Genomic DNA, 24,649 nt, shown 5'->3' on the forward strand with positions numbered 1-24,649 from the left:
AAGCTTGATTTGGACTCTGTCCAATGTGGGACGAGCTGACGCAGGAGACGGGTGTGACGCAGGGGCCGCTGACCGCCGAGGCGGGTGCGCCGGTGGCCGACAACCAGAACAGCGAGACCGGGCGTCGGCGGACCGGTGCTGCCGCAGGACCTGCTCCTGCTGGAGAAGCTCGCCCACTTCAACCGGGAGCGCATCCCGGGGCGCGGGCGCCTACGGCACCTTCACGGTGACCGCCGACGTCACGCGCTACACCCGCGCCGCCTTCCTCTCCGGGGTCGGCAAGGAGACCGAGACCTTCCTGCGCTTCTCGACCGTGGCGACTTCATCCACACCCGGAAGCGCGACCCTCCCCCACTGCCCGAAGGGCGTGGGGGGTGCCCCCATCGGGCAGCCAGGAGGCGGACAACGTCTGGGACTCGGCTCGCACACCTACCAGTGGAACGGCGCGGCCGGCGAGGTCTTCTGGGTCAAGTACCCGCACGCGGACTACCCGCCGATCGAGATCGGCCGGCTGGAGCTCAACCGCAACCCGCGGAACGTCTTCGCCGAGGTCGAGCAGTCGATCTTCAGTCCTGCGCACGTCGTGCCGGGCGTCGGCCCGTCCCCCGACAAGATGCTCCAGGGCCGCCTGGTCGCCTACGGCGACGCGCGCCGCTACCGCGTCGGCGTCAACGCCGACCACCTCCCGGTCAACCGCCCGCACGCCACCGAGGCCGGCGGCCCCTTCCGGGCGGACCGCCCGCTGTGGCAGGCCACCGCGGTGAGCGGCGCGACCGGCGAGCACCCGACCGCGGTGCACGCCGAGGACGACGACTTCGTGCAGGCGGGCAACCTGTACCGCCCGATGTCCGCGGACGAGCAGGCGCGGCTGGTGGCGAACCTGGCGGGCTTCCTCGCCAAGGTGTCGCGCGAGGACATCGCCGACCGCGCGATCGGCAGCTTCCGTCAGGCGGACGAAGACTTCGGCAAGCGGCTGGAGGCCGCGGTCCAGGCCCTGCGCGGCTGACACTCCAGTACTGGACCGCTTGTCGTGGGCGGGCGGGCCTACACGGGTTCCGGCGCGCGGGTCCCGACCCAGCAGCGGATGACGTCCCGGACCGAGACGATGCCGGCCGGCTCGCCGCCGTCGAGGACGATCAGATGGCGGAAACCGCCGTGGGCCATGGCCCGGGCCGCCTCCTCCAGGGTCCAGGTGGGGGTGCAGAACACGACGTCGTTGGTGGTGTGGGCGTGGATGCGCTCCGTGTCCGGGTTCTGGCCCAGACCGACGGAGTTGAGGATGTCGCGCTCGGTGAGAATGCCGATGCCGCCGGCGTCCGGGTCGTGGACGATCGCCGCGCCCACGCGGCGCGCGGACATCAGGGCGGCTGCCTGGCGGAGGGTGTGGGCGGGGCCGACGGTGAGGACCACCGTACTCATGGCGTCACGGACGAGCATGAAATGCCACCTCCTAGGGAATCGCGGAGTTAGTTCAGCGATTCACAAATGCACAAGTGGGAGTTCTCTTAGGGTGGCAGGTAAAGCGAGGGTCAACAAGGGGGTGCGTGTCGCCAATTGAGGGCGCACGCGCTCATATGTGCCGGGTCCTGCTGTCCGGTTGTGCCTCAGGAGGCTGTTTCAGTAACGCCGGCTGAGGTACGACAGCAGCTCGTCGTGGAGCAGACCGTTGGACGCGGCCGCGTTGCCGCTGTGCGGACCCGGACGCCCGTCCAGGCCGGTGAAGCTGCCGCCGGCCTCCGTCACGACGATCGCGTTGGCGGCCATGTCCCACAGCGACAGCTCCGGCTCGGCGCAGATGTCCACCGACCCCTCGGCGACCATCATGTACGGCCAGAAGTCGCCGTACGCGCGCGTGCGCCACACCTCGCGGGTGAGGTCCAGGAAGCCGTTCAGCTGTCCCCGCTCCTCCCAGCCGCTCAGCGAGGAGTACGCGAAGGAGGCGTCGGTCAGTTTCGAGACGTTCGAGACATGGATGCGGGAGGCCGAGGACAGGCTGCGGCCGGTGAAGGCGCCGTGCCCCTTCGCCGCCCACCAGCGGCGGCCCAGCGCGGGCGCGGAGACCACGCCGACGACCGGCTGGTAGCCGCCCTCGGCCGCCTCCATCAGCGAGATCAGGGTCGCCCAGACCGGCACCCCGCGCACGTAGTTCTTGGTGCCGTCGATCGGGTCGATCACCCAGCGGCGCGGGCCGGTGCCCTCGATGCCGTACTCCTCGCCGAGGACCGCGTCCCGCGGGCGGGCCCGCTGCAGCTGGCCGCGGAGCAGCTCCTCGGCGGCCTTGTCCGCCTCACTCACCGGGGTCATGTCCGGCTTGGTCTCGACCTTGAGATCGAGAGCCTTGAAGCGGCCCATGGTGGTGGCGTCCGCCGCATCCGCGAGCACATGGGCGAGACGCAGGTCATCAAGGTAGTCCGGCATGTACCGAACGGTATCTGCCGGGGTGGGCGCGGGGCTACAGAGGGACGCGAGGGATGCCGTGGGGATGCCGGGCGGAGACCGGGCGGTGATCTCGGTGCGCCCGCGTGTGTTGGCCGAAGGGCGCCCCCCGGTGCCTTCGCGAACCCTTGACAGTGGATTCGCGCGCGTCAAATCTGGGCGCAGAGTCGCTCGCCCCAGGAGGCGATGATGCCTGCAGCTCGGGAATCCCTACTGGAAGCCGCGTACACGGCGCTCGCGCGCCGGCCGTGGGCCGCGGTGCGGATGGTGGACGTGGCGGCGGCGGCCGGGGTGTCCCGGCAGACGCTGTACAACGAGTTCGGCAGCAAGGAAGGCCTCGCGCGGGCGCTGGTGCGCAGAGAGGCCGACGGGTATCTCGCGGGGGTCGAGCGGGCGCTGGGCAGCCATGCCGAGGTACGGGAACGCCTGACGGCGACGGCCGAGTGGATGGCGCTGGCCGCTCGGGACAACGCGCTGGTACGGGCGATGCTCACGGGGTGCTGGAGCGAGCGGTTGCCCACGCCGACGCTGTCCGCGGTGCCGTCGTCCTCGGCGGTGCCGGCGCAGCGGAGGGCGGACGGGCCGTTGCCGTCGCCCGGGGACTTCGTGCAGATCGTGCGGGATCGGGCGGTGGCGGTGCTGGGCGGGTCCGGGCGGGACGGGGGTGAGCTCGCCCGGTCCTGTGAGCTGGTGGTGCGGATCGCGTTGTCGTGTGTTGCGGCGCCGCCGGGGGAGGGTGGGGTGGGGGAGTTGGTGCGGGGGGTGCTGTCGCGGCAGCCGGTGTGATGCGTGGTGTTCGGCTGCGGGTGGGTGGGGCTTCTCGCGCCCGCGCGGCGGAGCCGCACATCGATACAGCCCCGCGCCCCTGACGGGGCGCTTCAGTGTGAGGAGCCCGAAAGTTGGAGGCCGATCACACCGACGATCACCAGGCTGATGGAGACGATCTTCAGGGTGGAGACCAGGTCGCCGAGGAAGATCATGCCGTAGATGGCGGTGCCGGCCGCGCCGATGCCCGTCCAGACCGCGTAGGCCGGGCCCACGTCCAGTTTTTTCAGGGACAGGGTCAGGAGGCCGAAGCTGCCGAGGGCGAAGGAGGCGAAGGCGATGGTCGGCCACAGGCGGGTGAAGCCGTGGGAGAGCTTGAGGCATACGGCGAAGCCTGTTTCCAGGATCCCGGCGACGATCACCAGCAGCCACGCCATGTGCTGTCCTCCCGTATGTCCAGCTCGGTGCGATTATGCACTTACCGAAGTCGGGGCATGACAAACCCTGCGGTGGTCAGTCGCCTTCCGTGCGTTCCCGGGTGGACAGCAGACGGCGCAAGGAGTAGAGGCGGGCGGGGTCCGCATGGCCCTCGGCGACCCATGCGTCCAGCGCGCAGTCCGGCTCGTCGTGGCTGCACGCGCGCGGGCAGTCGACGGTGCCGGGTTCCAGGTCGGGGAAGGCGTGGATCACGCGGGACGGGTCGATGTGGGCGAGGCCGAAGGAACGGACGCCCGGGGTGTCGACGACCCAGCCCCCGTCGTCGGAGAGCGGGAGGGCCAGGGCGGAGGTCGTGGTGTGGCGGCCCCGGCCGGTGACCGCGTTGACATGGCCGGTCGAACGGCGGCGGTCCTCGGGGACGAGGGCGTTGACCAGCGTCGTCTTGCCCACGCCGGAGTGGCCGACGAACGCCGTGATCTTGCCGTCGAGGTGGTCCCGGACGCGAGCGGCCGCGTCCCCCGTCTCCAGCTCCTCGCGGCTCGTGACCACGTAGGGGATCTCCAGGTCGCCGTAGAGCTCCAGGAGTTTGTCCGGCGGGGCCAGGTCCGACTTGGTCATGACCAGGAGGGGGGTGAGGCCGCCGTCGTAGGCCGCGACCAGACAGCGGTCGATGAGCCGGGGGCGGGGCTCGGGGTCGGCGAGGGCGGTGACGATCGCCAGCTGGTCGGCGTTGGCGACGACCACCCGCTCGAACGGGTCGTCGTCGTCGGCGGTGCGGCGCAGCACCGAGCTGCGGTCCTCGATGCGGACGATACGGGCGAGGGTGTCCTTATTGCCGGACAGGTCGCCGACCAGGGCGACCCGGTCGCCGACCACCGCCGCCTTGCGGCCCAGTTCACGGGCCTTCATCGCCAGGATCGTCCGGTCGTCGACCAGACAGGTCAGCCGGCCCCGGTCGACGGTGAGGACCATGCCCTCGGCCGCGTCCTCGTGTGCGGGGCGGATGTTCGTACGAGGCCGGGTGCCCTTGCGGTTGGGGCGGCTGCGGATGTCGTCCTCGTCGGTGTGCTTGCCGTAGCGGCGCATGGTCGTACGCCCCTACGCCCCGTCGCTCCCGAGCATCCCGGTCCACAGGCCGGGGAAGTCCGGCAGGGTCTTCGCCGTCGTCGCCACGTTCTCGATCCGTACGTCCGGCACGGCCAGGCCGATGATGGCGCCGGCGGTGGCCATGCGGTGGTCCTCGTAGGTGTGGAAGGTCCCGCCGTGCAGCGGGCGCGGGCGGATGTGCAGGCCGTCGGTGGTCTCGGTGACGTCGCCGCCGAGCTCGTTGATCTCCTTGGTGAGCGCGGCCAGCCGGTCCGTCTCGTGGAGGCGGAGATGGGACACGCCCCGCAGGGTGGAGGGGGAGTCGGCGAGGGCGGCGACCGCGGCGATGCCGGGGGTCAGCTCGCCGACGTCGCCCAGGTCGACGTCGATGCCGTGGATCCGGCCGGAGCCCGTGAACTCCAGGCCGAACTCGGTCAGTTCGCAGGAGCCGCCCATCTCGGTGAAGATCTCCCGCAGCCGGTCGCCCGGCTGGGTGGTCCGGGACGGCCAGTCCGGGATCAGCACCTTGCCGCCGGTGACGAGGGCAGCGGCGAGGAACGGCTGGGCGTTGGAGAGGTCCGGCTCGACGGTCAGGTCACGGCCGAGCAGGGCGCCCGGGGTGACCCGCCAGACGTTCGGCTCGCCGCCCGACTCCGGGGTGTCCACCTGGGCGCCGACGGCGCGCAGCATGTCGACGGTCATCCGGATGTGGGGGAGGGACGGGAGGCTCGCGCCGATGTGGCGGACCTCCACGCCCTGGTTGAAACGGGGGCCGGAGAGGAGCAGGGCCGACACGAACTGGGAGGAGGACGAGGCGTCGATCGAGACCGGGCCGCCGTCCAGGGCACCGCTGCCGTGCACGGTCAGGGGGAGCGCGCCCCGGCCGTCGTCGTCGATCCGGGCGCCGAGGGCGCGCAGGGCGTCGATCACGCCGTGCAGGGGGCGCTCGTAGGAACGGGGGTCGCCGTCGAAGCGGATGTCGCCGGAGGCGAGGGTGGCGACGGGAGGCAGGAACCGCATCACCGTGCCGGCGTTGCCGACGTCGACGGTGGCGGGGCCGCGGAGCCCTGCCGGGATCACGCGCCAGGCCTCGCCGGAACCGTCGGGGCCCACGCCCTCCTCGATGCCGACGCCCATCGCACGCAGGGCGCCGGCCATCAGCAGGGTGTCGCGGGACCGGAGGGGGCGGCGCAGCCAGCCGGGTTCGGAGGCGAGGGCGGCGAGGACGAGGGCGCGGTTGGTGACCGACTTGGACCCCGGCACGTGAACCGTCGCGTCGACGGCTCCGCGCGCGTGGGGGGCGGGCCAGAGGGCGGTTGGTGCGGTGGGGTTTGCGGCCATGGGGTCACTTTAGTGGCAGGGGGAGGTATCAGCCGGTGGGCGGGCGGGGGCGGCGCCGCTTCGCGAGAAGGCCGGTGGCTCGGTGCGGCGCCGTGGGGGCTGGTCGCGCCCGCGCGGCGGAGCCGCATGTCGATACCGCCCCGCGCCCCTTCGGGGCGCTGGTCGTGCTGCTCACAAGTCGAGCAGCCAGCGTCCCCCGCCGATCAGTGAGCACAGGGAGACCACGTGGAAGAGGAAGAGCCAGATGGCGGCGGGGAGGTGGGTGAGGCGGGAGAGTTGGTCGGCGTCGGAGTCGCCGGCGCCGCCGCGGGAGCGTTTGGCCTGGAGTTCGAAGGCGGGGCGTACTCCGCCGAGGAGCAGGAACCAGACGACCGCGTAGGCGAAGGCGGCCTGGACCTGGGGGCCCGCCAGCCAGGACACCAGGAGGAAGGCGCCGCCGGTGAGGAAGACCGTGAGGACGCCGTAGGCGTTGCGGATCATGACCAGCATGACGAGGAGGAGCGCGGTGGCGGCCCACAGGAGGAGGGTGATGCGGCCCCCGCCGAGGAGGGCCGCGCCGCCGAGGCCGAGGAGGGGCGGGGCCGTGTAGCCGGCCGCGGCGGTGAGGATCATGCCGATGCCGTGCGGCTTGCCGCGGCTGACGGTCAGGCCGCTGGTGTCGGAGTGCAGGCGGATGCCGGTGAGCTGGCGGCCGGTGAGCAGGGCGACCAGGCCGTGGCCGCCCTCGTGGGCGATCGTGATGGCGTTGCGGGATATCCGCCACAGGTTGTGCGGGACGACCACGGCGGCCGCGGCGGCGAGCGTCGCGATCACCACCCACAGGTCCGGGTCGGGCTGGGTGCCGGTCAGCTCGTCCCAGAGAGAGCTCGCTGTGCTGGTGTCCATGGTGTCCGGTCGTTCCCTCTCCTCGTACCGAAGTCGGCAGTGTGACACGTATGTATGTGTGGACGGCATGTCAACGGCCAGGAGAGGGAGAACGTCCCCGGGCACCCGGGCACCCGGGCACCATGTGCCGGGGACGTCAGACCGCGCCGGGCGCCTCCCCCTTGCGCCGGTCCACTGCCGTCGCCAGGTCGGCGACCGTGCGGGTGGTGAAGATCTCGCGCAGGCTGATCGAGATCTGGAAGCGGTCGCGGATCCTGGCGATCAGCCGGGTCGCGGCCAGGGAGTGTCCGCCGAGGTCGAAGAAGTTGTCCTGGACGCCCACCCGGGGCACGTCCAGGACCTCGCACCACAGGGTGGCCAGCTGGTGCTCGGTGGCGGTGCGCGGGGCGACGTAGCCGGTCGCCGGGTCGCCCTGCCGGGGGGCCGGCAGCCGGCGCCGGTCGACCTTGCCGTTGGCGCTGAGCGGCCAGCTGTCCAGGGTCAGGACGTGCTCGGGGACCAGGTGGGCGGGGAGCCGCTCGCGGAGCCAGTCGCGGAGCCGGTCGGTGAGGGGCGCCGGCTGGGCGGACCCGGGAGCGGCCGTACGGTCCACCCGGCCGCCCACCAGGGCGTGCGCCAGCAGATGCCGGTCGCCGAGTGCGAACAGCGGCTTGAGGGGGTCGAAGTCGAGTTCGCCGATGGGGCACAGGCCGACGTCGGTGCCCGCCGCCCAGTCCATCAGGAGCTGCCCCATGTACCCGGCCTCCAGCAGGCACAGGTCGCGGGCGAGGGAACCGTACAGCGGCTCGATCGCGGCCAGGTCGGCCACCAGGAACAGGGTGAAGCCGGCCGCGTCGACGACGGCGCGGTTGTGCCCGGCGTGCGCCCCGGCGCCGATCGTCACGTCCTCGCCGAGCAGCACCAGGGCGCTCTGCACCGGGTCGGCGTAGTACGCGCCCGGCGCCAGTCCGGCCACCGCCCCGGCCTTCACGTGCAGATACGTCTGGACGGGATACAGGCCTCCGGCGGACGGATAGCGGCACTTGGCCAGCCCGTCCACCTCGTCCTGCCCCAACAGGCCCAGGCAGGCGGCCAGTTCGGCGAGGGCGACGGGTTCGTCGAGGAAGGCCCGGTCGCTGCGCCTGCGGGACGGTCCGGCGGGGATCCGGGGCAGCGGCACCCGGGGCCGGCCGGGCTCCCGGCGCAGCCCGTGCCGGGCCAGTTTGAACTCGGCCCGGGCGAGCGGGTCGAGCACCTCGATGCCGGCGCGGCGCCCGGCCTCGAAGGCGGCCGGGTCGGTGCGCTCGCCGGGGACGACATAGGCGACCAGGCCGTCATGGCCGGGAGTTCCCTCCCGGGAGGTGGCCGTGACGACGGCCGAGGCGACCTCGGGATGGGCGAGCAGCGCCGACTCGATCTCGCCCGGTTCGACGCGCTGGCCGCGGATCTGCACCTGGAAGTCGGCCCGGCCCATGAACTCCAGGGTGCCGTCCGGACGCCACCGCCCCAGGTCCCCGGTGCGGTACATCCGCTCCCCGGTCTCCGGGTGCGCCACGAACACCGCGTCGGTGCGCTCGGGATCGCGCCAGTAGCCGTCGGCCAGGCAGACCCCGGAGACGTACATCTCGCCGGTCACCCAGTCCGGGCAGTCCCGCAGCCGGTCGTCGAGGACGTAGTAGCGGACGTTGGCGATCGGGGTGCCGTAGGGGATGCTCCGCCACTCCGGGTCGAGGCCGGTGACCGGGTACCAGATGCTCCACACCGTGGTCTCGGTCGGGCCGCCGATGGAGACCACCGAGACGCCCGGCACCAGCTCCCGCAGCCGGCCCGGCACGGGCAGCGGGATCCAGTCGCCGCCGAGGATCACCAGCCGGAGGGAGGCGGGCCGCGCCCCGCTCTCCAGGAGCATCTCCATCATCGCCGGCACCGAGTTCCACAGCGTGACCCCGTGGCGGGCGACCAGCTCCGCCCAGTGCGCCGGGTCACGGCGGTCGGCGGCGGCCGGGACGACCACGCTGCCGCCCGCGCCGAGCAGCCCGAAGAGGTCGAAGGCCGACAGGTCGTGGTGGAGCGCCGTGACGGCGAGGCAGCGGTCGCCCGCGTCGACCCCGTACGTCTCGATCGTCTGGACCAGGCAGTTGACCAGTGCCCGGTGCGGGACCATCACGCCCTTCGGCTCGCCCGTGGAGCCGGAGGTGAACATCGTGTAGACGAGGTCGTCCGGGCTGCCGGGCGCGGGGAGCGGGGTGTCGTCGGCGACGGCCGGCACCGGGCGGTCGACGCACAGCCGTGGGCGCCCGTCCAGCGGCACCTCCAGTAGGCCTTCCAGGTGCGACTGGGTGAGGACGAGGCCGACCTCGCCCCGGTCGAGCAGGTGCCGCACGCGCCGGGCGGGCAGTTCGGGGTCGACGGGCAGATAGGCGGCGCCGGAGAACAGCACGCCGTAGGCCGCGACGACCTGCTCCCAGCCCTTCTCCATCACGATGGCGACGAGCTGGCCGGGCCGGGCGCCGTGGGCGCGCAGCCAGCGGGCCACCTGCCGGGACTCCTCGGCGAGCCGGGCGTACGACAGGGTCCGGTCCGGGGCGATCACCGCGGGGGCGTCGGGGCGGAGCGCGGCCTGCCGTTCGAACAGCTGCTGCACCTGGAGGGCGGGGACGGGACGCTCGGGCCCCGCGGCGGGGTGCTCCGGCAGGGCGAGCGGTGCCGGGTGCGACCAGGCGTCCTCGTCGGTGGCGAGCCGGTGCAGCAGGGCCGTCTGGGCGTCGAACATGGCGTCGACCAGCCCGTCCGGGAAGAGCGCGTCGACCGAGTCCCAGTTCAGCAGCAGTGCCCCGTCCTGCTCGTGGGCCTGGCAGTCCAGCGTCACCTGCGGGGTCTGGGAGATGGTGAACACCGGGGTGAGCAGCCGCTCCAGCGGGGTCCGCTCGGCCGCGGCGAAGGCGAGGTTGCTGGTCATCACCACCGGCATCAGCGCCCGGTCGTAGCCGCCCTGCAGCCGCATCAGCTCGCGCAGCACCTCCACCCCGCTGACGGCCGCGTGCCGCAGATCGTCCCGGAGCCGGTGCTGCACCGCCCGGGCCCGCTCCAGAAAGGTCCCGGCGTCGCGGTGGTCGACCTCCAGGAGCGTGAAGGAGGCGAACTGGCCGAGCACCTCGTCGTACGACGGGTCGCGCACCGGCCGGGTCAGGCGCGGCACGTTCAGCGTGAAGTGGCGGCTGTTGCTCCAGACGGCCAGCACCTCCGCGTAGACCGCGAGCAGCAGGGCGCTCGGGGTCAGCCCGGCCCGCACCGCCCGCTCCTTGAGGCCGTGCCAGGTCGCGGCGGACAGCACGGTGTCCCGGCGGGTGAACCGCGGTACGCCGACCGGCACGGCCCGGGACGGCAGCTGCGGTGCCGGGGGCAGCTCCGGCAGCCGGCGCCACCAGTAGTCGTACGCGCGCCGGTACTCGGGCAGGTCCCGGCGCGCGATCTCGGCGTGCACATGGTCGCGGAACGACCTTGCGGGCGCCGGAAGCCGGAGGTCCGGCTCGCAGTAGAAGCGGGACAGGTCGTCGAAGAGCAGCCGTCCGGAGGAGAAGTCGGCGATCAGCGAGTCCACGCTGAGATGGATCCGCAGCCCGTCGTCCAGCCGGGTCGCGGTCACCTCGAACAGCGGCCACTGCCCTGCGGGCCGCACCTCGTGCGAGAGCCGCTCCCGGACCGCGGCCAGCTCGGCCTCGGCCGCGTCCTTCTCCTGTCCGCGCAGATCGGTCACCCGGATCTCGTACGGCGGCACCTCGGGCAGGATCCGCTGCTCGTTGCTGTCGGGCAGCATGACCGCCCGCAGCATCGCGTGCCGGTCGATCACCCGCCGCCAGGCATGCTCGAAGCGGGGCAGGTCGAGATCGGGGGCGTCGAACTCGACGTACACGTGCGTGGAGACGTTGCCCAGCTCGAAGGCGCCGGTGCGGCCCAGGCAGTAGGCCTGCTGGGTGTCGGTCTGCGGGAAGGGGGCGTGCGGGTCGTCCGGCGCCGGGGGCGCGTCGGCGGGCGTTGACCTCGGGAGTGCGCCGACGGCCGCCGCGAGCGCGGCGACCGTCGGGGCGTCGTAGAGCGCGTCCTCGGGCAGGGACACCCCGAGGTCGCGCTCGATCAGCCCGGCGAGCCGGAGCATGGCCAGCGAGTCCAGACCGAGGCCCGGCAGCGACTCCTCGCGGCCGGGCCGCCGCCCGGACCCGCCGGGGGCGAGGGAGGCGACGAGGCTGGTCAGGTGCTCCTCCAGGGCGGGGCCTGCCAGGGCGGATTCCGTCTCGGCCGGTCCCTCGGTCCACTCGGCCACCACGCTCAGCGCCCCCGCGACGAGCGCCGCCCGGGTCGCCCGGCGCTGGATCTTGCCGCTGGAGGTCTTCGGCACGGTCGAGGCACGGACCAGGACGAGCCGGTGCAGCCGGACGTCGAACTCCGCGGTGACGGCACGGCCGACGGCCTGCGCCACCTCGGCCACCGGTGGCACGTCCGTACCGCGCCGTACCTCGGCGACCACGACCAGCCGCTCCACCCCGTCGCCCGCGTCGGTCCCGACGGCCGCCGAGGCGTGGGCCCGCAGCGCCGGGTGGGCGCTCTCCGCGCAGCGTTCGATGTCCTGCGGATAGAGGTTGCGGCCGCGCACGATGATCAGGTCCTTGCTGCGCCCGGTCACGAACAGCTCGCCGTCGCGCAGGAATCCGAGATCGCCGGTGCGCAGGAAGGGACCCTCACCGCCCGCCGTGACGGCCCCGAAGACGGCCGCGCTCTCGTCGGGCCGGTTCCAGTACCCCCGCGCCACGTTCGGCCCGCCGACCCAGATCTCCCCGACCTCGCCGGGCCGGAGCGGGCTCCCGTCCGCCGGGTCGACGACGAGCAGCCGCTGCCCGTCGACGGCACCGCCGCACCCGACGACCGTCCGGCGCTGACCGGCACCGCCGGGCAGCACCCGGTGCGCCTCCAGGGCGGCGGCGTCCAGCGTGACCGCGGACGCTTCGGTGAGCCGGTCCCCGCAGGACACCATCAGCGTGGCCTCCGCCAGCCCGAAGCTGGGCCGCAGCGCCTCCCGGCGCATCCCCCAGGGGGCGAAGTGGCCGGCGAACCGGTCCAGCGTCGCGGCCGGCACCGGCTCCGCGCCGACGACCACGCTCTCCAGGCAGGCCAGGTCGAGCGGCGGGTGGGCGGTGGGGTCGACCCGCTCGACGCACAGGTCCAGGGCGAACGGCGGTACGGCGGACAGGGTGGCGCCGTACCCGGAGACCGCGCGCAGCCACTGCACGGGGTCCAGGACGAAGGTGCCCGGCGCCATCAGCACCCCGGGGAAGCCGCCGAACAGCGGCTGGAGGATGCCGCCGATCAGCCCCATGTCGTGGAACGGCGGCAGCCAGCTGACCACGCGGGAGTCCTCCGTGGTCCGCAGCCGCCGCTGGATCTGCGCGGAGTTGTGCAGCAGATTGCCGTGGGTGACCATCACGCCCTTGGGTACGGCGGTGCTGCCCGAGGTGTACTGCAGGAAGGCCAGGCCGTCCCGGTCGGCGCCCGGGTCCGTCCACGCGTCGGGGTCGGCGGCCGGGTCGTCGGCGGGCAGCCAGGGGACGCCCTGGAGTTCGGCCAGGTGCTGCCGGGCGGTGGCCGTGGCCCGGTCGCCGGCGAGCACGGCGGCGGGCGCCGCGTCCGCGACGATCGCCCGCAGCCGCGCCGCGTTGCGGGCGTGCGGCGGATACGACGGTACGGCCACCGTCCCCGCGTACAGGCAGCCGAAGAACGCGGTCAGGTACGCGGTGCCCGGTGGACGCAGGATCAGCACCCGGTCACCGAGGGCGCAGTGCGTCCGTAAGGCCGCCGCCACCCGGCGGGCATGGCGGTCCAACTCGGCGTAGGTGAGGGCGGATTCCTCCGCGCCGTGGCTGTCGAGGAAGACGTACGCCTGCCGGCCGGGCTGCTGTGCCGCGCGGGTGCGCAGCAGGTCGACGAGGGTGCGCGGGGCTGTCTGGAGAGAGGTGGTCACGCTGTTCCTCCGGTTGCGGTCGAAGAGGGGGGTACTGAGGGGGGTACTTCCGTCGGGTCGGCCTCTCCCGGACCCCCGGGTTTCTCCGCCCGCACCCACCGCGTGGGCACCCACGGCCCGCTCCACCACATGCGGTGGCCGACGTCGGCGCAGGTCACGTCTCGCGCGCCGGCGGTGAGCAACAGGTCGCGGTACTGGCCGGTGTGGAAGATGTCGACGACGAGCAGCCGACCGCCCGGCCGCAGCACCCGGTACGCCTCGCGCACCGCCTCCCCGCGGCCCCGCGCGTCGGTGATGTTGTGCAGCGCCATGCTGGACACCACGAGGTCGAACCGGCCGTCCTCGAAGGGGAGTTGCCGCATGTCCGCGGTGACCAGGTCGATCCGGTCGGCGACCCGTTCCCGGCCGGCGTTGTCCAGGGTGGTCGCGGCGTGGTTGCCGGACTGGTCGACGGAGCGCCACAGGTCGACCCCGGTCACCCGCCCGCCGGGCACCCGCCGGGCCACCGCGGTCAGGACCGCGCCGCGTCCGCAGCCCAGGTCCAGGACCTGTTCGTCGCCGCGCAGCCGGAGTCCGTCGAGCAGCTCCTCCCAGACCAGGAACTTGCCGCGCACGCTGGCGTGCAGGAACAGCCCGGCCGGGGCGGCCGTCACCGCCGGGATGCGCAGCAGCCACCGGGGCGCTCCCGCGGCGACCGCCACCAGCGGCAGCACGACCGAGCCGCCGAGCCCGAGCAGCCAGCCGGGCGCGTCGACGCCGTACCGGCCCTGCCCGCCCGCGCCTACCACGCCGGCTCCTCGGTGGTCAGGAAGGCCAGGACCTGCGCGGCCGAGGCGAAGACGAAGAAGTGGTCGCCGGGGAAGACCCGGACGGTGACGTCGGTGCCCAGGTCGCGCCAGCGCTCGACCTCGGCGGGGGTGGCGGCGGGGTCGTCGGCCCCGCCCAGGGCGATCAGCGGGATGCCGGGGCGCAGGACGGCACGGGTCCGGTAGGTCTCGGCGGCCTCGAAGTCCGCCCGCAACCGCGGCAGGAAGAGCGCGCACCACTCCTCGTCTGCCAGCAACTCCGGCGGGATCCCGCCGAGTTCGCGCAGCCCGGCCATGAACTCCGGGTCCGGCAGCGGGTGCAGGGCGGGGGTGGAGCGCGGGATGTGGGGCGGCACGCTGCCGGAGACGACCAGCGCGGCGGGCGGACGGGCGGAGTCCTGCAGGGCCAGGCCGAGTTCGTAGGCGAGCAGCGCGCCCATGCTGTGGCCGAACAGGACGTACGGCAGCCCTTCGGCCCGGCGGGCGAGGGGCCCCGCGAGGCGCTGCGCGAGCCGTACGACCGACGGCTCGGCGGGCTCCGTCATCCGGACCTCACGGCCGGGCAGCTGGACGGGGACGACCTCGGTGCCGGGACCGAGCAGCCGCTGCCAGGGCCGGAACACCGAGCCGCCGGCGCCGCCGTGGGGGATGCAGAAGAGCCGGACACGGGGACGGGACACGCCGGGCAGGGCGTGCGGGAACCACGAGGGTGCTGTTGTGACACACACGGGCAGACAGAGACCTTCGGTTCACGGGTGACGGGTCACGTCACACGAAACGGACGGAATGGGGAACGCAACGGAGGGGCGACGGCGGCGGGCGGTCACGCCCGGCGCCGCCGGTGGTCCAGATAGAGCGCGAGGGCACCGAGGGCGAGCGCCACGTTCGGGCCGGCTCTGCCGCCCTGGGACCGGGTCGGAGCGACCTCGCTGAACTGCACCCGCAGGGTGCGGTCGGCGATGTCGTCGTTGAGCGCGCGGAGCTGTTCGGAGGCGCCGGCCTGGGTGAGGGTGGCCTCCAGGAGCCGCCGGGCCGACTGCTGCGGGGAGGCGGTCTCGCGCACCATGTGCAGGACGATGCGGGGGACCTCGCGCTGGAAGACGTCGACCAGCGCCAGCTCGGGTGCCAGACAGCGCACCGAGCCCTCCAGGTTGGCGAAGGACTTGCCGAGGAGCGAGACCGCCGGGCAGGAGGCGATGGACCGGCGGGTGGACTTCTCCAGGACGCTGGTGAGCGTGATGCCGAAGTTCAGCTCCGCCAGGGACGCCGTCGCGATCTTCGGCACGAGCGCCGCCATGTCCTGGGAGAAGCCGGGGATGTCCGACCACGGTGTGGTGCGGCCCATCTCCACCCAGGCCTTGGCCAGGCCGTGGCCGTCGTTCTGGGCGACGGCCATCAGCACCAGCAGCAGCCGCATGCTGGTGCGCTGGTCGATCCGGCCGATCATGCCCCAGTCGATCAGCGTGGCCTCCCCGTCGTCGGTCACGAAGACGTTCCCGGCGTGCGGATCGGCGTGGTAGATGCGCTCGATGAAGTAGCTGCGGTACATGAACGCGATCAGCTCGCGGCTGACGGCGAGCCGGTCTCGGTCGCGCAGGGCGGCCGGGTCGGCCTTGCGCACGGAGACGCCCGGGGCCATCGACTGGACCAGGACGCCCTCGGTGGCGGCCAGCACGTTCGGCACGGACAGCCGCGAGAAGCCGCGCAGCGCCTCGCGCGCCCGGTCCATGTTCGCCGCCTCCTTGGTGAAGTCGAGTTCCGGCTCCATGGCGTCGAAGACCCCGCCGAGCATGGACTCGACATCCACCACCGCGCTGAACCTCGGAGCCACCCGGGAGGTCAGCCGCGCGGCCCGGCGCAGCAGCGCCATGTCCGCCAGCACGGTCTCCCGGATGCCGGGCCGCTGCACCTTGATCACCCCCGGCCGGCCGTCGGCCAGGGTGACCCGGTGCACCTGGGCGAGGGAGGCGGCGCCGAGCGGGCGTTCGACATCGATGTCGTCGAAGTACCGTTTCCAGTCCGGCCCGAGGTTCTGCTCCAGGACGGGTTCGAGCTCGGAGAACGGCTGGACGTCCACCTCGTCGTGCAGGTTCTGCAGCTCCTCGATCATGATCGGGGAGACCATGTCGGGCCGGGTGGACAGCATCTGGCCGATCTTCACGTAGAAGGGCCCCAGGCTCTCCAGGGCGCTGCGCACGGCCCGGGCCCGCCGCCGCTCCCGCTCGTCCGGGGCGTCGGACGGCGGGGCCGCTCTGGTCTCACCGACGACCTGTTTCAGTACGGCGGCTACCGTCCGCATCCGGCTGCCGGTGCGCGGGGCCATGGACGGGGTTCCTTCCGGTGGCGCGCGCACCGCGACGGAGTGCGGGTCCGTCGCGGTACGCGGACGGGCGGGGCGTGCGGGGTCCGGGAGCCGGAGCGGCGCTACGACTTCCGGCGCTACGACTTCCTGGGCACGCTCTTGGTGACCGCCCCGATCGCTCCGGCCGCGCCGAGCAGCGGCTCCACCGTCTTCAGCGCCTCCATCAGCAGGCCGACCACATCGGTCAGTTGCTGGATCTGCTGGGGCAGTGCGGCCAGTTGCTGGGGGAGCGCGCCCACCTGCTGCGGGATCGCGCCGAGTTGCTGGGACACCTCGCCCGCCGCCTGGGCACCGACAGCGCCGATCCCGCCGGCTCCGCCGAGCCCGCCGAGCCCGCCCGCTCCGCCGGACAGCAGGGCCAGGGCCGCGAGGTTGCGGTTCTTGTTCTTGTTGTTCTTCTTCTTGTCGTCGTCCTGGAGCAGGGACATGGCCGTGAGCGTGCGCAGCGTGTCCCCGGGCATGGCCGCTAAGGCGTGCGCGGGCAGTCCGAAGGGCAGATCGTCGTCGTCGTCCCGGTCGAGCAGGTCGTCCCAGGCCTTCTTCCAGTCGTCGGCGACGTCGCCGTAGAAGTCCTTGATGGTGTCGATGGTTCCCACAGGGGTCCTTCCTGGTGCTGTTCGACGGCAGCCCACGGCCGACCGCCGGCCGCGGGGAGAGGTGGGGTGCGGGAGAGGGATCACCGCTGAATCTCGGGAAAATGCATCCGAAGCACTCAAAAATCTAGCAAGTCACTTGGAAGGAGAGAAGTAATAGAATTTTGCACTACTTGCGGATGTTTGCCTGATCTGCCTAGCGCCATGAGTGGCAGACCAGCGGATATGCCAGACGTGTGTGCCCGGCCCCGGGCCGCCGGACGCGGTTTCCGCCGTCCCGGCTTCAGCCCTGGGAGTGAAATGTAGGGTTGTGAAGATGTGCGGACGGTACGCGTCGAGTCGTGGGCCCGGGGATCTGGCCGGAATCTTCGAGGTCGAGAAGTGGGAGCCTGAGGAGACCCTGGAGCCGGACTACAACGTGGCCCCCACCAAAGAGGTCTACGTGGTCCTGGACCGGCCCATGAAGGACTCGGACGACAAGCGGCCCGTCCGTCAACTGCGCAGGCTCAAGTGGGGCCTTGTGCCCTCCTGGGCCAAGTCGCCCGAGGGCGCCGCCCGGATGATCAACGCGCGGGCCGAGACCGTGCACGAGAAGCCGTCGTACCGCCGCGCCTTCGCGACCCGCCGCTGCATCGTCCCCGCCGACGGCTACTACGAGTGGGTCACCGCGAAGGACGAGCGGGACCTGGAGGTCGAGGGCAGGAAGAAGCGGCCGCGCAAGCAGCCGTACTTCGTGCTGCCCGCCGACGGGTCCGTGTTCGCCATGGCGGGGCTGTACGAGTTCTGGCGGGACCGCACGCTGCCCGACGACCACCCGCTGGCCTGGTGGGCGACCTGCTCGGTGATCACCACGGAGGCGGAGACCTCGCCGCTGGCGGTGGCACCGGCCGAGGGGCCCCGGGCGCTGGCGGACATCCATCCCCGGATGCCGCTGATGCTGACGCCCGACCGGTGGGACGCCTGGCTCGACCCGGCGCGCACCGACGTCGAGGACCTGCGCCCGCTGCTCGCCCCGCCGCCGGAGGGCCTCATGCGCGCCTATCCGGTCGCCACGGCCGTCAGCAACGTCCGCAACAACGGCCCCGAGCTGCTGAAGGAGCTGGAGGGGCCCGAGGTGGGCACGCTCTTCTGAGCTCCTGAGCTCCTGACCTGGTTAGCCTGCTGCCGTGACCACATCGAAGATCGTCGGTACGGAGGCGGGGGACGCCCGCATCACCTGGTACGAGGCGGAGCAGGCGCGGCTGGTGCTCGCCGTCAGCCATGGGGCGGGCGGCGGGATCGAGGCGCGGGATCTCCAGGCGATCGCCGCCGTGCTGCCGGAGCACGGTGTGACGGTCGCCCTGGTGGAGCAGCCCTGGCGGGTCGCCGGCAAGAAGCTCGCGCCCGCGCCGAAGACCCTCGACACGGGCTGGCGGGGTGTGTGGCCCGCGCTCGCCGCGCCCGGGCTGCCGGTGGTGTCCGGCGGCCGCAGCGCAGGCGCCCGCGTCGCCTGCCGTACCGCCACCGAGCTGGGCGCGGCCGCCGTGCTCGCCCTGAGCTTCCCACTGCACCCGCCGGGTAAGCCGGAGAAGTCGCGGGCCGAGGAGCTGCTGGGGGACGGGGTGCCCACGCTCGTCGTGCAGGGCGGCAACGACCCGTTCGGGAAGCCGGCCGAGTTCCCGGAGGGGGACTACAGGCTGGTCGAGGTCCCGTACGGCGATCACGGCTTCGCGGTGCCCAAAAGGGCAGACCTGGGGCAGGAGGAGGCAGTGGCGATCATCACGCGGGCGGTCGTCGAGTGGACCGTGTCACTCGGGTAACGCCCGGGAATGTTGGGTGGCCGACCACTGTTGAGGCGGACAGAAGTGCTGGAACACCAGCGCCGACGCCGTACGAGAGGAAGTCCGCCGCATGGGTTCGACCATCTGCCCGAGCCGCGACAGCCGTGCTGATCTGGACTGGTCGGTGCTGCATGCGGCGAAGACCGCTCCTATTCGAGCGGCGGCAGGCGCGGGTCGTGTTCTATCCTCCGATTCGAGTGGGATCGGTTTCGGTCCTGCCCAGGATCTTGAGGAGGTGGGTCCGGTCACCGGTACCGACGCAGGGGCCGACAACGGCCAGGCGGAGCCCGAGGGCCAGGGCGTGGGCGCGGAGTCGTCTGCGGAGCGCACCGCGCGCTTCGAGCGGGACGCGCTCGAATTCCTCGACCAGATGTACTCGGCCGCGCTGCGCATGACACGCAACCCGGCCGACGCCGAGGACCTGGTGCAGGAGACCTACGCCAAGGCGTACGCGTCCTTCCATCAGTTCCGCGAGGGAACCAACCTCAAGGCGTGGCTCTACCGCATTCTCACCAACACCTTCATCAACTCGTACCGCAAGAAGCAGCGCGAACCCCAGCGCTCCGCGGCCGAGGAGATCGAGGACTGGCAGCTCGCCCGCGCCGAGTCGCACATGTCGACGGGTCTGCGCTCCGCGGAGTCGCAGGCGCTCGACCACCTGCCCGACTCGGACGTGAAGGAAGCGCTGCAGGCGATCCCCGAGGAATTCCGCATCGCCGTCTACCTCGCCGACGTAGAGGGCTTTGCGTACAAGGAGATCGCGGACATCATGGGGACACCCATCGGTACGGTGATGTCCCGGCTGCACCGGGGCCGTCGCCAACTCCGCGGCATGCTGGAGGACTACGCGCGTGAGCGCGGGCTCGTCCCGGCCGGCGCCGGAGAGTCGAACGAAGCGAAAGGCTCGGGCTCATGAGCTGCGGAGAGCCGCACGAGACGGACTGCAGTGAGGTACTCGATCATCTGTACGAGTTCCTCGACAGTGAGGTGCCGGACGTCGATCGCGTCAAGTTCAAGCAGCACTTCGACGAGTGCTCCCCCTGCCTGGAGAAGTACGGGCTGGAGCAGGCCGTGAAGAAGCTGGTCAAGCGGTGCTGCGGCCATGACGACGTACCGAGCGACCTGCGGGCCAAGGTGCTGGGCCGGCTGGACCTGATCCGGTCCGGCCAGACCGTCCCCGAGCACGACGTGACCGCCGCCGCGCCGGTCACCCCGCAGGAGAGCTGAGCGTTCCGCTCCGCGCGCCCCATCACCCGAACGTGCTAATCCTCCGGTCATAAGCCCCCGGACCCGCCGGCTCCCGCCCTAGGCTCCGGAGCCTGGACAGGCATGGTCGGGGGAGGGCGCGATGGAGGCGGTTCCGGCACGGGTACGCGCCTACGTGTCCTGTGTCGTCCTCGGCGCCCTGTGCTGTCTGCTGCCGCTGCCCGGCCTCCGTACGCCCTGGTGGGCCGTCGCCCTGCTCGCCGCGCTGTACGCGGGCTGCGAGCACGTCGTTCGGCGCCGTCTCGGCGGCACCTTCTACCCCGTGCTGCTCGCCGGTGCCTTCCTGCTGCCGCCGCCCGCCGCCATGCTCGTCCCGCTGCCGGGCGCGCTGCTCTCGCACGTCGACCAGCGGCCCCGGGCGCTGCGCCGGGTGTGGCGGGCCGCCGAGCTGGCCCTCGCCGTATGGGGCGCCGGCTGCGTGCACCGGGTGCTGGGCGGGCGGGACGCCGTCGTGGGCTGCGACTTCCCGTACGCGCTGCTGCCCTGCGCCGCCGCCGTCCTGGCCTTCTGCGGGGTGCTGGCCCTGCTGGACGGCGGGATCCTGGCGGTCGCCGACCGCGTTCCGGTACGGCGGGCCTGGCGCGGCCTGCTCTCCCGCTCCCTCGCGCCGATCGGGGTGCACGGGCTCGCCGGGCTGATGATGGCCGTGCTCTGGCGCAGCCCCTACGGCCCCGTCGCCGCGCTCCTGGTCCTGCTGCCGATGTGCGTGTCCTGGTGGGTGTTCGCGCAGTACCACCGGGAACGGGCCGCCCACCAGGCCACCATCCGCGCGCTCGTCCAGGCCGTCGACATCAAGGACGGCTACACCCGGGGCCACAGCGAGCGGGTCGGCCAGGCCTCCGTGCTGATCGCCCGCGAACTCGGCATGGACGACGAGCGGGTCGAGGTACTCCGCTTCGCCGGGATCCTGCACGACGTCGGGAAACTGGGCGTCCCCACCCGGCTGCTCCGCAAGGACGGACCGCTCACCCCGGAGGAACGGCGGATCATCGAGCTGCACCCCGAGTACGGCCACGAGATGGTGCGCGGGATCTCCTTCCTCGGCGAGGCCCGCGCGGCGATCCTCCACCACCACGAGCGCATCGACGGCAGCGGCTACCCCTACGGCCTGGCCGGCGCCCAGATCCCGGAGCCCGCCCGCGTGGTGGCCGTCGCCGACGCCTTCGACGCGATGACCTCGACCCGCTCCTACAGCCGCGCCCGTCCGGTGGACACCGCGCTGGCGGAGTTACGACGGTGCGCCGGCCGCCAGTTCGACGCCGGGGTCGTCGAAGCACTGGTACGCGCCCTCGCCAGAGACGGCTGGCACCCCGCGGTCACCGCCGACTCCCCGCCCGGCCCCCCGGCCCCGGACCGGCCGGGCAGCGGGCGGCAGAGCGTCGGGCGGGCGGCCCGGTGAGCGCCGCCGAGCCGACGACCGCCGGTCTCCCGGCCCACCGGCCCGGCGCGGACCCCTCGCCCGCGTCCGGACGGGGACTGCCCCTCACCCTCTCGCTCATCCGTCTCGCCGCCCTCCTGCTCGCCCTCGGCTGTCTCGCCGGAACCCTCTGGGAGGGCCTCGACAACCGCGGGATCGCCCTCGCCTTCGGGGTCCTCGTGGTGATCGGCGAGTTCGCCCGCTGGACCGGCGCCGACGTACGGGAGGCCGCCCCCCTCGGGGCCGCCGGAGGGCTCGCCTACGCCCTGCTCGGCGCCGACGCCGGGGTCGCCACGCACGACGGGGTCTTCCAGGTCGTCGCCGTCGTCGGCGCGGCCTCGCTGCTCGGCAACGTCCCGCACATCGCCGCCGGCCGCCGGCCCACCCTCGACCACCTCGCCCGCCGGGTCCTCACCGTCGGCTTCGCCGCGATCTGTTTCCAACCCCTCTCCAGCAGGGGCGTGTTGGAGCAGTGGGGCGGACCGGCGTACGCGCTGCTGCTGGTCGCGCTGCTGGTGCTCACCGCGCTGTGCGACGCCGTGCTGGCGGCGGCCCAGGCGCACTCCCGGGCCGGATGGCCGTTCGGGCCGCGGCTGCGGGACGAACTGCGCGGGCTGCTCGGCATCGGGTCCGCCGTCTGCGCCACCGGCGCGGTGATGGCGCTGGCCGTCGCCGTCGTGGGGCTGTGGGCGCTGCCCGTCTTCTGTCTGCCCCTCCTTCTCACCCAGCTGTCCCTGCGCCGGTACGCGGCCGTCCGGGCCACCTACCGGCAGACCATCGCCTCCCTCGCCCGCGCCACCGAGATAGCGGGGTACACCCCGGCCGGGCACGCCCGCCGGGTCGCCACGCTCAGCCAGGCCGTCGGGCGGGACCTGGGGCTGTCCGGAGCGGAGCTCACCGTGCTGGAGTACGCGGCGCTGATGCACGACATCGGCCAGCTGAGCCTGGTCGACCCGGTGCCGGCCGGGGCCACGGCCGTACTGCCGGCGGTGGAACAGCGGCGGATAGCGCTGCTCGGCGGGGCGGTCGTACGGCAGACCGGGGTGGCCGGGGTGGCCGGTGCGGTCGCCGTGGTCGTGGAGCGGCAGGCCGACCCCTACCGGGAACAGCCGGTCGCCGCCCGGATCGTGCGGGTCGTCAACGCGTACGAGGAGAAGGCCCGGGATTCCGGGCCCGGCGGCCCGCTGACCGCGCTGGAGGAGTTACGCCTGGCCACCGCGGGGGACTACGCTCCCGAGGTCGTGGAGGCCCTGGCCCGCGTGCTCTCCAGAGACTGTCTGACCCTGCGCGCGGCTGGGTAACCCATGGGTAATGAGCGGCCCTCCCGTCGTACGTGGTTGGATGCGAGGGAGAGGGTGATGTCCGGGGGCACAAGCCAGCCCACTGTGCGGAACTGGAACTGGCAGGCGGGAATCGTGAGGATCTTCGGCAAGGGACGGCACCGGCCCTCCGCCTCCTGGCGGCAGGCCACCGATCGCGCCTTCACGCTGATCGGTGACGGCCGGTACGAGGACGCGGGCGAGCTGCTGACGCGCGCCGCCGATCTGGAACCCTGGCTGTCCGAGTCCTGGTTCAACCTCGCCCTGCTGCACAAGTTCCGGCACGACTGGGAGCAGGCCCGGGCGGCCGGGCTGCGGGCGGTCGCTCTCCTCGACCGCGAGACCGGGGCGCCCGACTGGTGGAACGTGGGCATCGCGGCGACCGCGCTGCAGGACTGGCCGCTGGCCCGGCGGGCCTGGCAGGCGTACGGGCTGCGGGTGCCCGGCGGGGCCACCGCGTCCGCGGAACCGACCGGGATGGACCTCGGCAGCGCCGCCGTACGGCTCTCCCCGGAGGGGGAGGCCGAGGTGGTGTGGGGGCGGCGCCTCGACCCCGCCCGGATCGAGGTGCAGTCCATTCCGCTTCCCTCGTCCGGGCGGCGCTGGGGCGAGGTCGTCCTGCACGACGGCGTGCCGCACGGCGAGCGGACCACGGCGACCGGGCATTCGTACCCCGTCTTCGACGAGATCGAGCTGTGGGCGCCGTCGCCGGTGCCGACGTGGGTGGTGCTGCTGGAGGCGGCGACGGAGGCCGACCGGGACGCGCTGGAGCAGCTGGCGGGGGACGCCGGGTTCGCGGCGGAGGACTGGTCGTCGTCGGTGCGGTTGCTGTGCCGGATGTGCTCGGAGTCGCGGATGCCGTCCGACGAGGGTGACGGGGTGCACCTGGATCCCCATGACCACAGTGAGCCGGGGCATCCGGGGCCGCTGGGGCATCGGACGGACGGGCAGCTGTGGGTGCCGGAGCGGGAGTGCGGGGTGGCCGCGCCGGCTTCGCTGGTGAGGGGGCTGCTGGACGGGTGGGTTGCCGACAGCCCTGAGTCGCGGGATTGGCGGGATTTGGAAGAGGTCTGCTGAGCGTTGTGATTCGGCTGCGGGTTCGTCGTGGCTGGTCGCGCCCACGCGGCGGAGCCGCATATCGGTACAGTCCCGCGCCCCTGACGGGGCGCGTCCACGTACCCTGTATCAGCAATATCACCCCCGTTTTACCTAGGAAGGCTTACGTCGGTCATGGCGCAGCAGGACACCGATCAGCAGCACGCGGGCGTGCTCCCCGTGGACGACGAGGGGTTCGTCGTCGACACCGAGGGGACCGAGGAGCGCGAGAACGCCTGGCGTGAGCGGGGGACCTCGCGGCCCATCACCGTCGTCGGGAACCCGGTGCTGCACAAGGAGTGCAAGGACGTCACCGAGTTCGGGGCGGAGCTGGAGCAGCTGGTCGCGGACATGTTCGCCAGCCAGCGGACCGCCGAGGGTGTGGGTCTCGCCGCCAACCAGATCGGTGTCGACCTGAAGGTCTTCGTCTACGACTGCCAGGACGACGAGGGCGCCCGGCACGTGGGCGTGGTGTGCAACCCGAAGCTGGTCGACCTGCCGGCCGAGAAGCGGCGGCTGGACGACAGCAACGAGGGGTGCCTTTCGGTGCCGACCGCGTACGCGCCGCTCGCCCGGCCCGACTACGCCGAGGTCACCGGGCAGGACGAGAAGGGCAACCCGATCAAGGTGCGCGGCACCGGCTACTTCGCTCGGTGTTTGCAGCACGAGACGGATCACCTGTACGGCTACCTGTACATCGACCGGCTCTCCAAGCGCGAACGCAAGGACGCGCTGCGGCAGATGGCCGAGAACGAGCCACGCTACCCCGTGGTCGCCAACGACTGAGACGCAGAGGGCAGATGTGACGCCTGGTCGGGACCGTTCCGGCCAGGCGTTCGTCATGTTCGGTCAGACTCGCTCGTCTGTGCGTCGTGCATTCGATCCTTTGTGCGCCCCTAGCGATCCCTAACCAGTCACGCAAGGGGAGATTCTCGGCACTGTGGGGTAGTGAATGAAGCAAATCCGTTCCCAGACCGGTCAGTTGTGGTGCTGAATGGAAGTGCGGGGATACGCAACGGCGCACGCCC

20 protein-coding genes and 1 pseudogene are annotated in these 24,649 nt (G+C 72.7%); 10 read left to right on the forward strand and 11 right to left on the reverse strand.

Annotation, left to right across the window (positions count from 1 at the left end; all coding sequences use genetic code 11):
• Nucleotides 1–35: 35 nt before the first annotated feature.
• Nucleotides 36–1,006, forward strand: a pseudogene (locus tag ACFZDK_RS04655) (catalase).
• Between the two features lie 38 nt (nt 1,007–1,044).
• Here ACFZDK_RS04655 and ACFZDK_RS04660 read toward each other — a convergent pair.
• Together ACFZDK_RS04660 and hisN are read right to left on the reverse strand one after the other, a co-directional pair.
• Nucleotides 1,045–1,437, reverse strand: coding sequence for a CBS domain-containing protein (locus ACFZDK_RS04660; RefSeq protein ID WP_355715858.1), 393 nt, complete (start codon nt 1,435–1,437; stop codon nt 1,045–1,047).
• A gap of 180 nt (nt 1,438–1,617) precedes the next feature.
• A complete protein-coding gene (gene hisN, locus ACFZDK_RS04665; protein WP_390969689.1) occupies nt 1,618–2,418 on the reverse strand; it encodes a histidinol-phosphatase in 801 nt (266 codons plus the stop codon).
• Nucleotides 2,419–2,625: 207 nt separating this feature from the next.
• Here hisN and ACFZDK_RS04670 point away from each other — a divergent pair, with 207 nt between their 5' ends.
• Complete coding sequence (locus ACFZDK_RS04670; RefSeq protein WP_390969692.1) at nt 2,626–3,222, forward strand: TetR family transcriptional regulator; 597 nt, start codon at nt 2,626–2,628, stop codon at nt 3,220–3,222.
• 92 nt (nt 3,223–3,314) lie between these two features.
• On the opposite strand, the gene ACFZDK_RS04675 is transcribed toward ACFZDK_RS04670, so the two are convergent.
• The 9 genes from ACFZDK_RS04675 to ACFZDK_RS04715 form a co-directional block, all read right to left on the reverse strand.
• Nucleotides 3,315–3,638 (reverse strand): multidrug efflux SMR transporter, encoded by a 324-nt coding sequence (locus tag ACFZDK_RS04675; protein WP_355715863.1) that lies wholly within the window; start codon nt 3,636–3,638, stop codon nt 3,315–3,317.
• A gap of 76 nt (nt 3,639–3,714) precedes the next feature.
• Complete coding sequence (rsgA, locus tag ACFZDK_RS04680; RefSeq protein WP_390969695.1) at nt 3,715–4,725, reverse strand: ribosome small subunit-dependent GTPase A; 1,011 nt, start codon at nt 4,723–4,725, stop codon at nt 3,715–3,717.
• Between the two features lie 12 nt (nt 4,726–4,737).
• Entirely contained in the window at nt 4,738–6,066 is a 1,329-nt protein-coding gene (gene aroA, locus ACFZDK_RS04685; protein ID WP_390969697.1) for a 3-phosphoshikimate 1-carboxyvinyltransferase, read from the reverse strand.
• A gap of 171 nt (nt 6,067–6,237) precedes the next feature.
• The gene (locus tag ACFZDK_RS04690) at nt 6,238–6,951 is read right to left on the reverse strand and encodes a M50 family metallopeptidase (protein ID WP_390969699.1); all 714 of its coding nucleotides are present in this window, start codon (nt 6,949–6,951) and stop codon (nt 6,238–6,240) included.
• A 136-nt stretch (nt 6,952–7,087) separates the two neighbouring features.
• Nucleotides 7,088–12,943, reverse strand: a complete 5,856-nt coding sequence (locus ACFZDK_RS04695) for an amino acid adenylation domain-containing protein (protein ID WP_390969700.1) — start codon at nt 12,941–12,943, stop codon at nt 7,088–7,090.
• Nucleotides 12,940–13,731 carry a methyltransferase domain-containing protein gene (locus ACFZDK_RS04700; protein WP_390969701.1) on the reverse strand — a complete coding sequence of 264 codons (792 nt, stop codon included), beginning with the start codon at nt 13,729–13,731 and terminating at the stop codon, nt 12,940–12,942. The genes ACFZDK_RS04695 and ACFZDK_RS04700 overlap by 4 nt, the downstream gene beginning before the upstream one ends.
• Nucleotides 13,725–14,429: an alpha/beta fold hydrolase gene (locus tag ACFZDK_RS04705; RefSeq protein ID WP_390969703.1), complete on the reverse strand. Its 705-nt coding sequence runs from the start codon at nt 14,427–14,429 to the stop codon at nt 13,725–13,727. The genes ACFZDK_RS04700 and ACFZDK_RS04705 overlap by 7 nt, the downstream gene beginning before the upstream one ends.
• Nucleotides 14,430–14,572: 143 nt before the next feature.
• A complete protein-coding gene (locus ACFZDK_RS04710) occupies nt 14,573–16,072 on the reverse strand; it encodes an AarF/UbiB family protein (protein WP_390969705.1) in 1,500 nt (499 codons plus the stop codon).
• A 116-nt stretch (nt 16,073–16,188) separates the two neighbouring features.
• The gene (locus tag ACFZDK_RS04715) at nt 16,189–16,707 is read right to left on the reverse strand and encodes a hypothetical protein (RefSeq protein WP_390969708.1); all 519 of its coding nucleotides are present in this window, start codon (nt 16,705–16,707) and stop codon (nt 16,189–16,191) included.
• 313 nt (nt 16,708–17,020) lie between these two features.
• Here ACFZDK_RS04715 and ACFZDK_RS04720 point away from each other — a divergent pair, with 313 nt between their 5' ends.
• From ACFZDK_RS04720 to def, 8 genes are all read left to right on the forward strand, one after another.
• The gene (locus tag ACFZDK_RS04720) at nt 17,021–17,836 is read left to right on the forward strand and encodes an SOS response-associated peptidase family protein (protein WP_390969710.1); all 816 of its coding nucleotides are present in this window, start codon (nt 17,021–17,023) and stop codon (nt 17,834–17,836) included.
• 34 nt (nt 17,837–17,870) lie between these two features.
• Nucleotides 17,871–18,503, forward strand: coding sequence for an alpha/beta family hydrolase (locus ACFZDK_RS04725; protein WP_390969712.1), 633 nt, complete (start codon nt 17,871–17,873; stop codon nt 18,501–18,503).
• Nucleotides 18,504–18,759: 256 nt separating this feature from the next.
• Nucleotides 18,760–19,440, forward strand: a complete 681-nt coding sequence (gene sigR / locus ACFZDK_RS04730) for an RNA polymerase sigma factor SigR (protein WP_390970104.1) — start codon at nt 18,760–18,762, stop codon at nt 19,438–19,440.
• On the forward strand, nt 19,437–19,751 hold the full coding sequence (gene rsrA, locus ACFZDK_RS04735; RefSeq protein WP_355715892.1) for a mycothiol system anti-sigma-R factor: 315 nt from the start codon (nt 19,437–19,439) through the stop codon (nt 19,749–19,751). Before sigR ends, rsrA begins: the two co-directional genes overlap by 4 nt.
• Before the next feature lie 121 nt (nt 19,752–19,872).
• Nucleotides 19,873–21,189, forward strand: coding sequence for an HD domain-containing phosphohydrolase (locus ACFZDK_RS04740; RefSeq protein ID WP_390969714.1), 1,317 nt, complete (start codon nt 19,873–19,875; stop codon nt 21,187–21,189).
• 77 nt (nt 21,190–21,266) lie between these two features.
• Complete coding sequence (locus ACFZDK_RS04745) at nt 21,267–22,508, forward strand: HD-GYP domain-containing protein (RefSeq protein WP_390970106.1); 1,242 nt, start codon at nt 21,267–21,269, stop codon at nt 22,506–22,508.
• 114 nt (nt 22,509–22,622) lie between these two features.
• Nucleotides 22,623–23,603, forward strand: coding sequence for a tetratricopeptide repeat protein (locus ACFZDK_RS04750; protein ID WP_390970108.1), 981 nt, complete (start codon nt 22,623–22,625; stop codon nt 23,601–23,603).
• A 153-nt stretch (nt 23,604–23,756) separates the two neighbouring features.
• Nucleotides 23,757–24,407 (forward strand): peptide deformylase, encoded by a 651-nt coding sequence (gene def / locus ACFZDK_RS04755; protein WP_359220191.1) that lies wholly within the window; start codon nt 23,757–23,759, stop codon nt 24,405–24,407.
• Nucleotides 24,408–24,649: the final 242 nt, after the last annotated feature.

Origin of the sequence: Streptomyces sp. NPDC007901 (genome assembly GCF_042959465.1) — a bacterium.
In the GTDB taxonomy this organism is placed as follows: domain Bacteria; phylum Actinomycetota; class Actinomycetes; order Streptomycetales; family Streptomycetaceae; genus Streptomyces.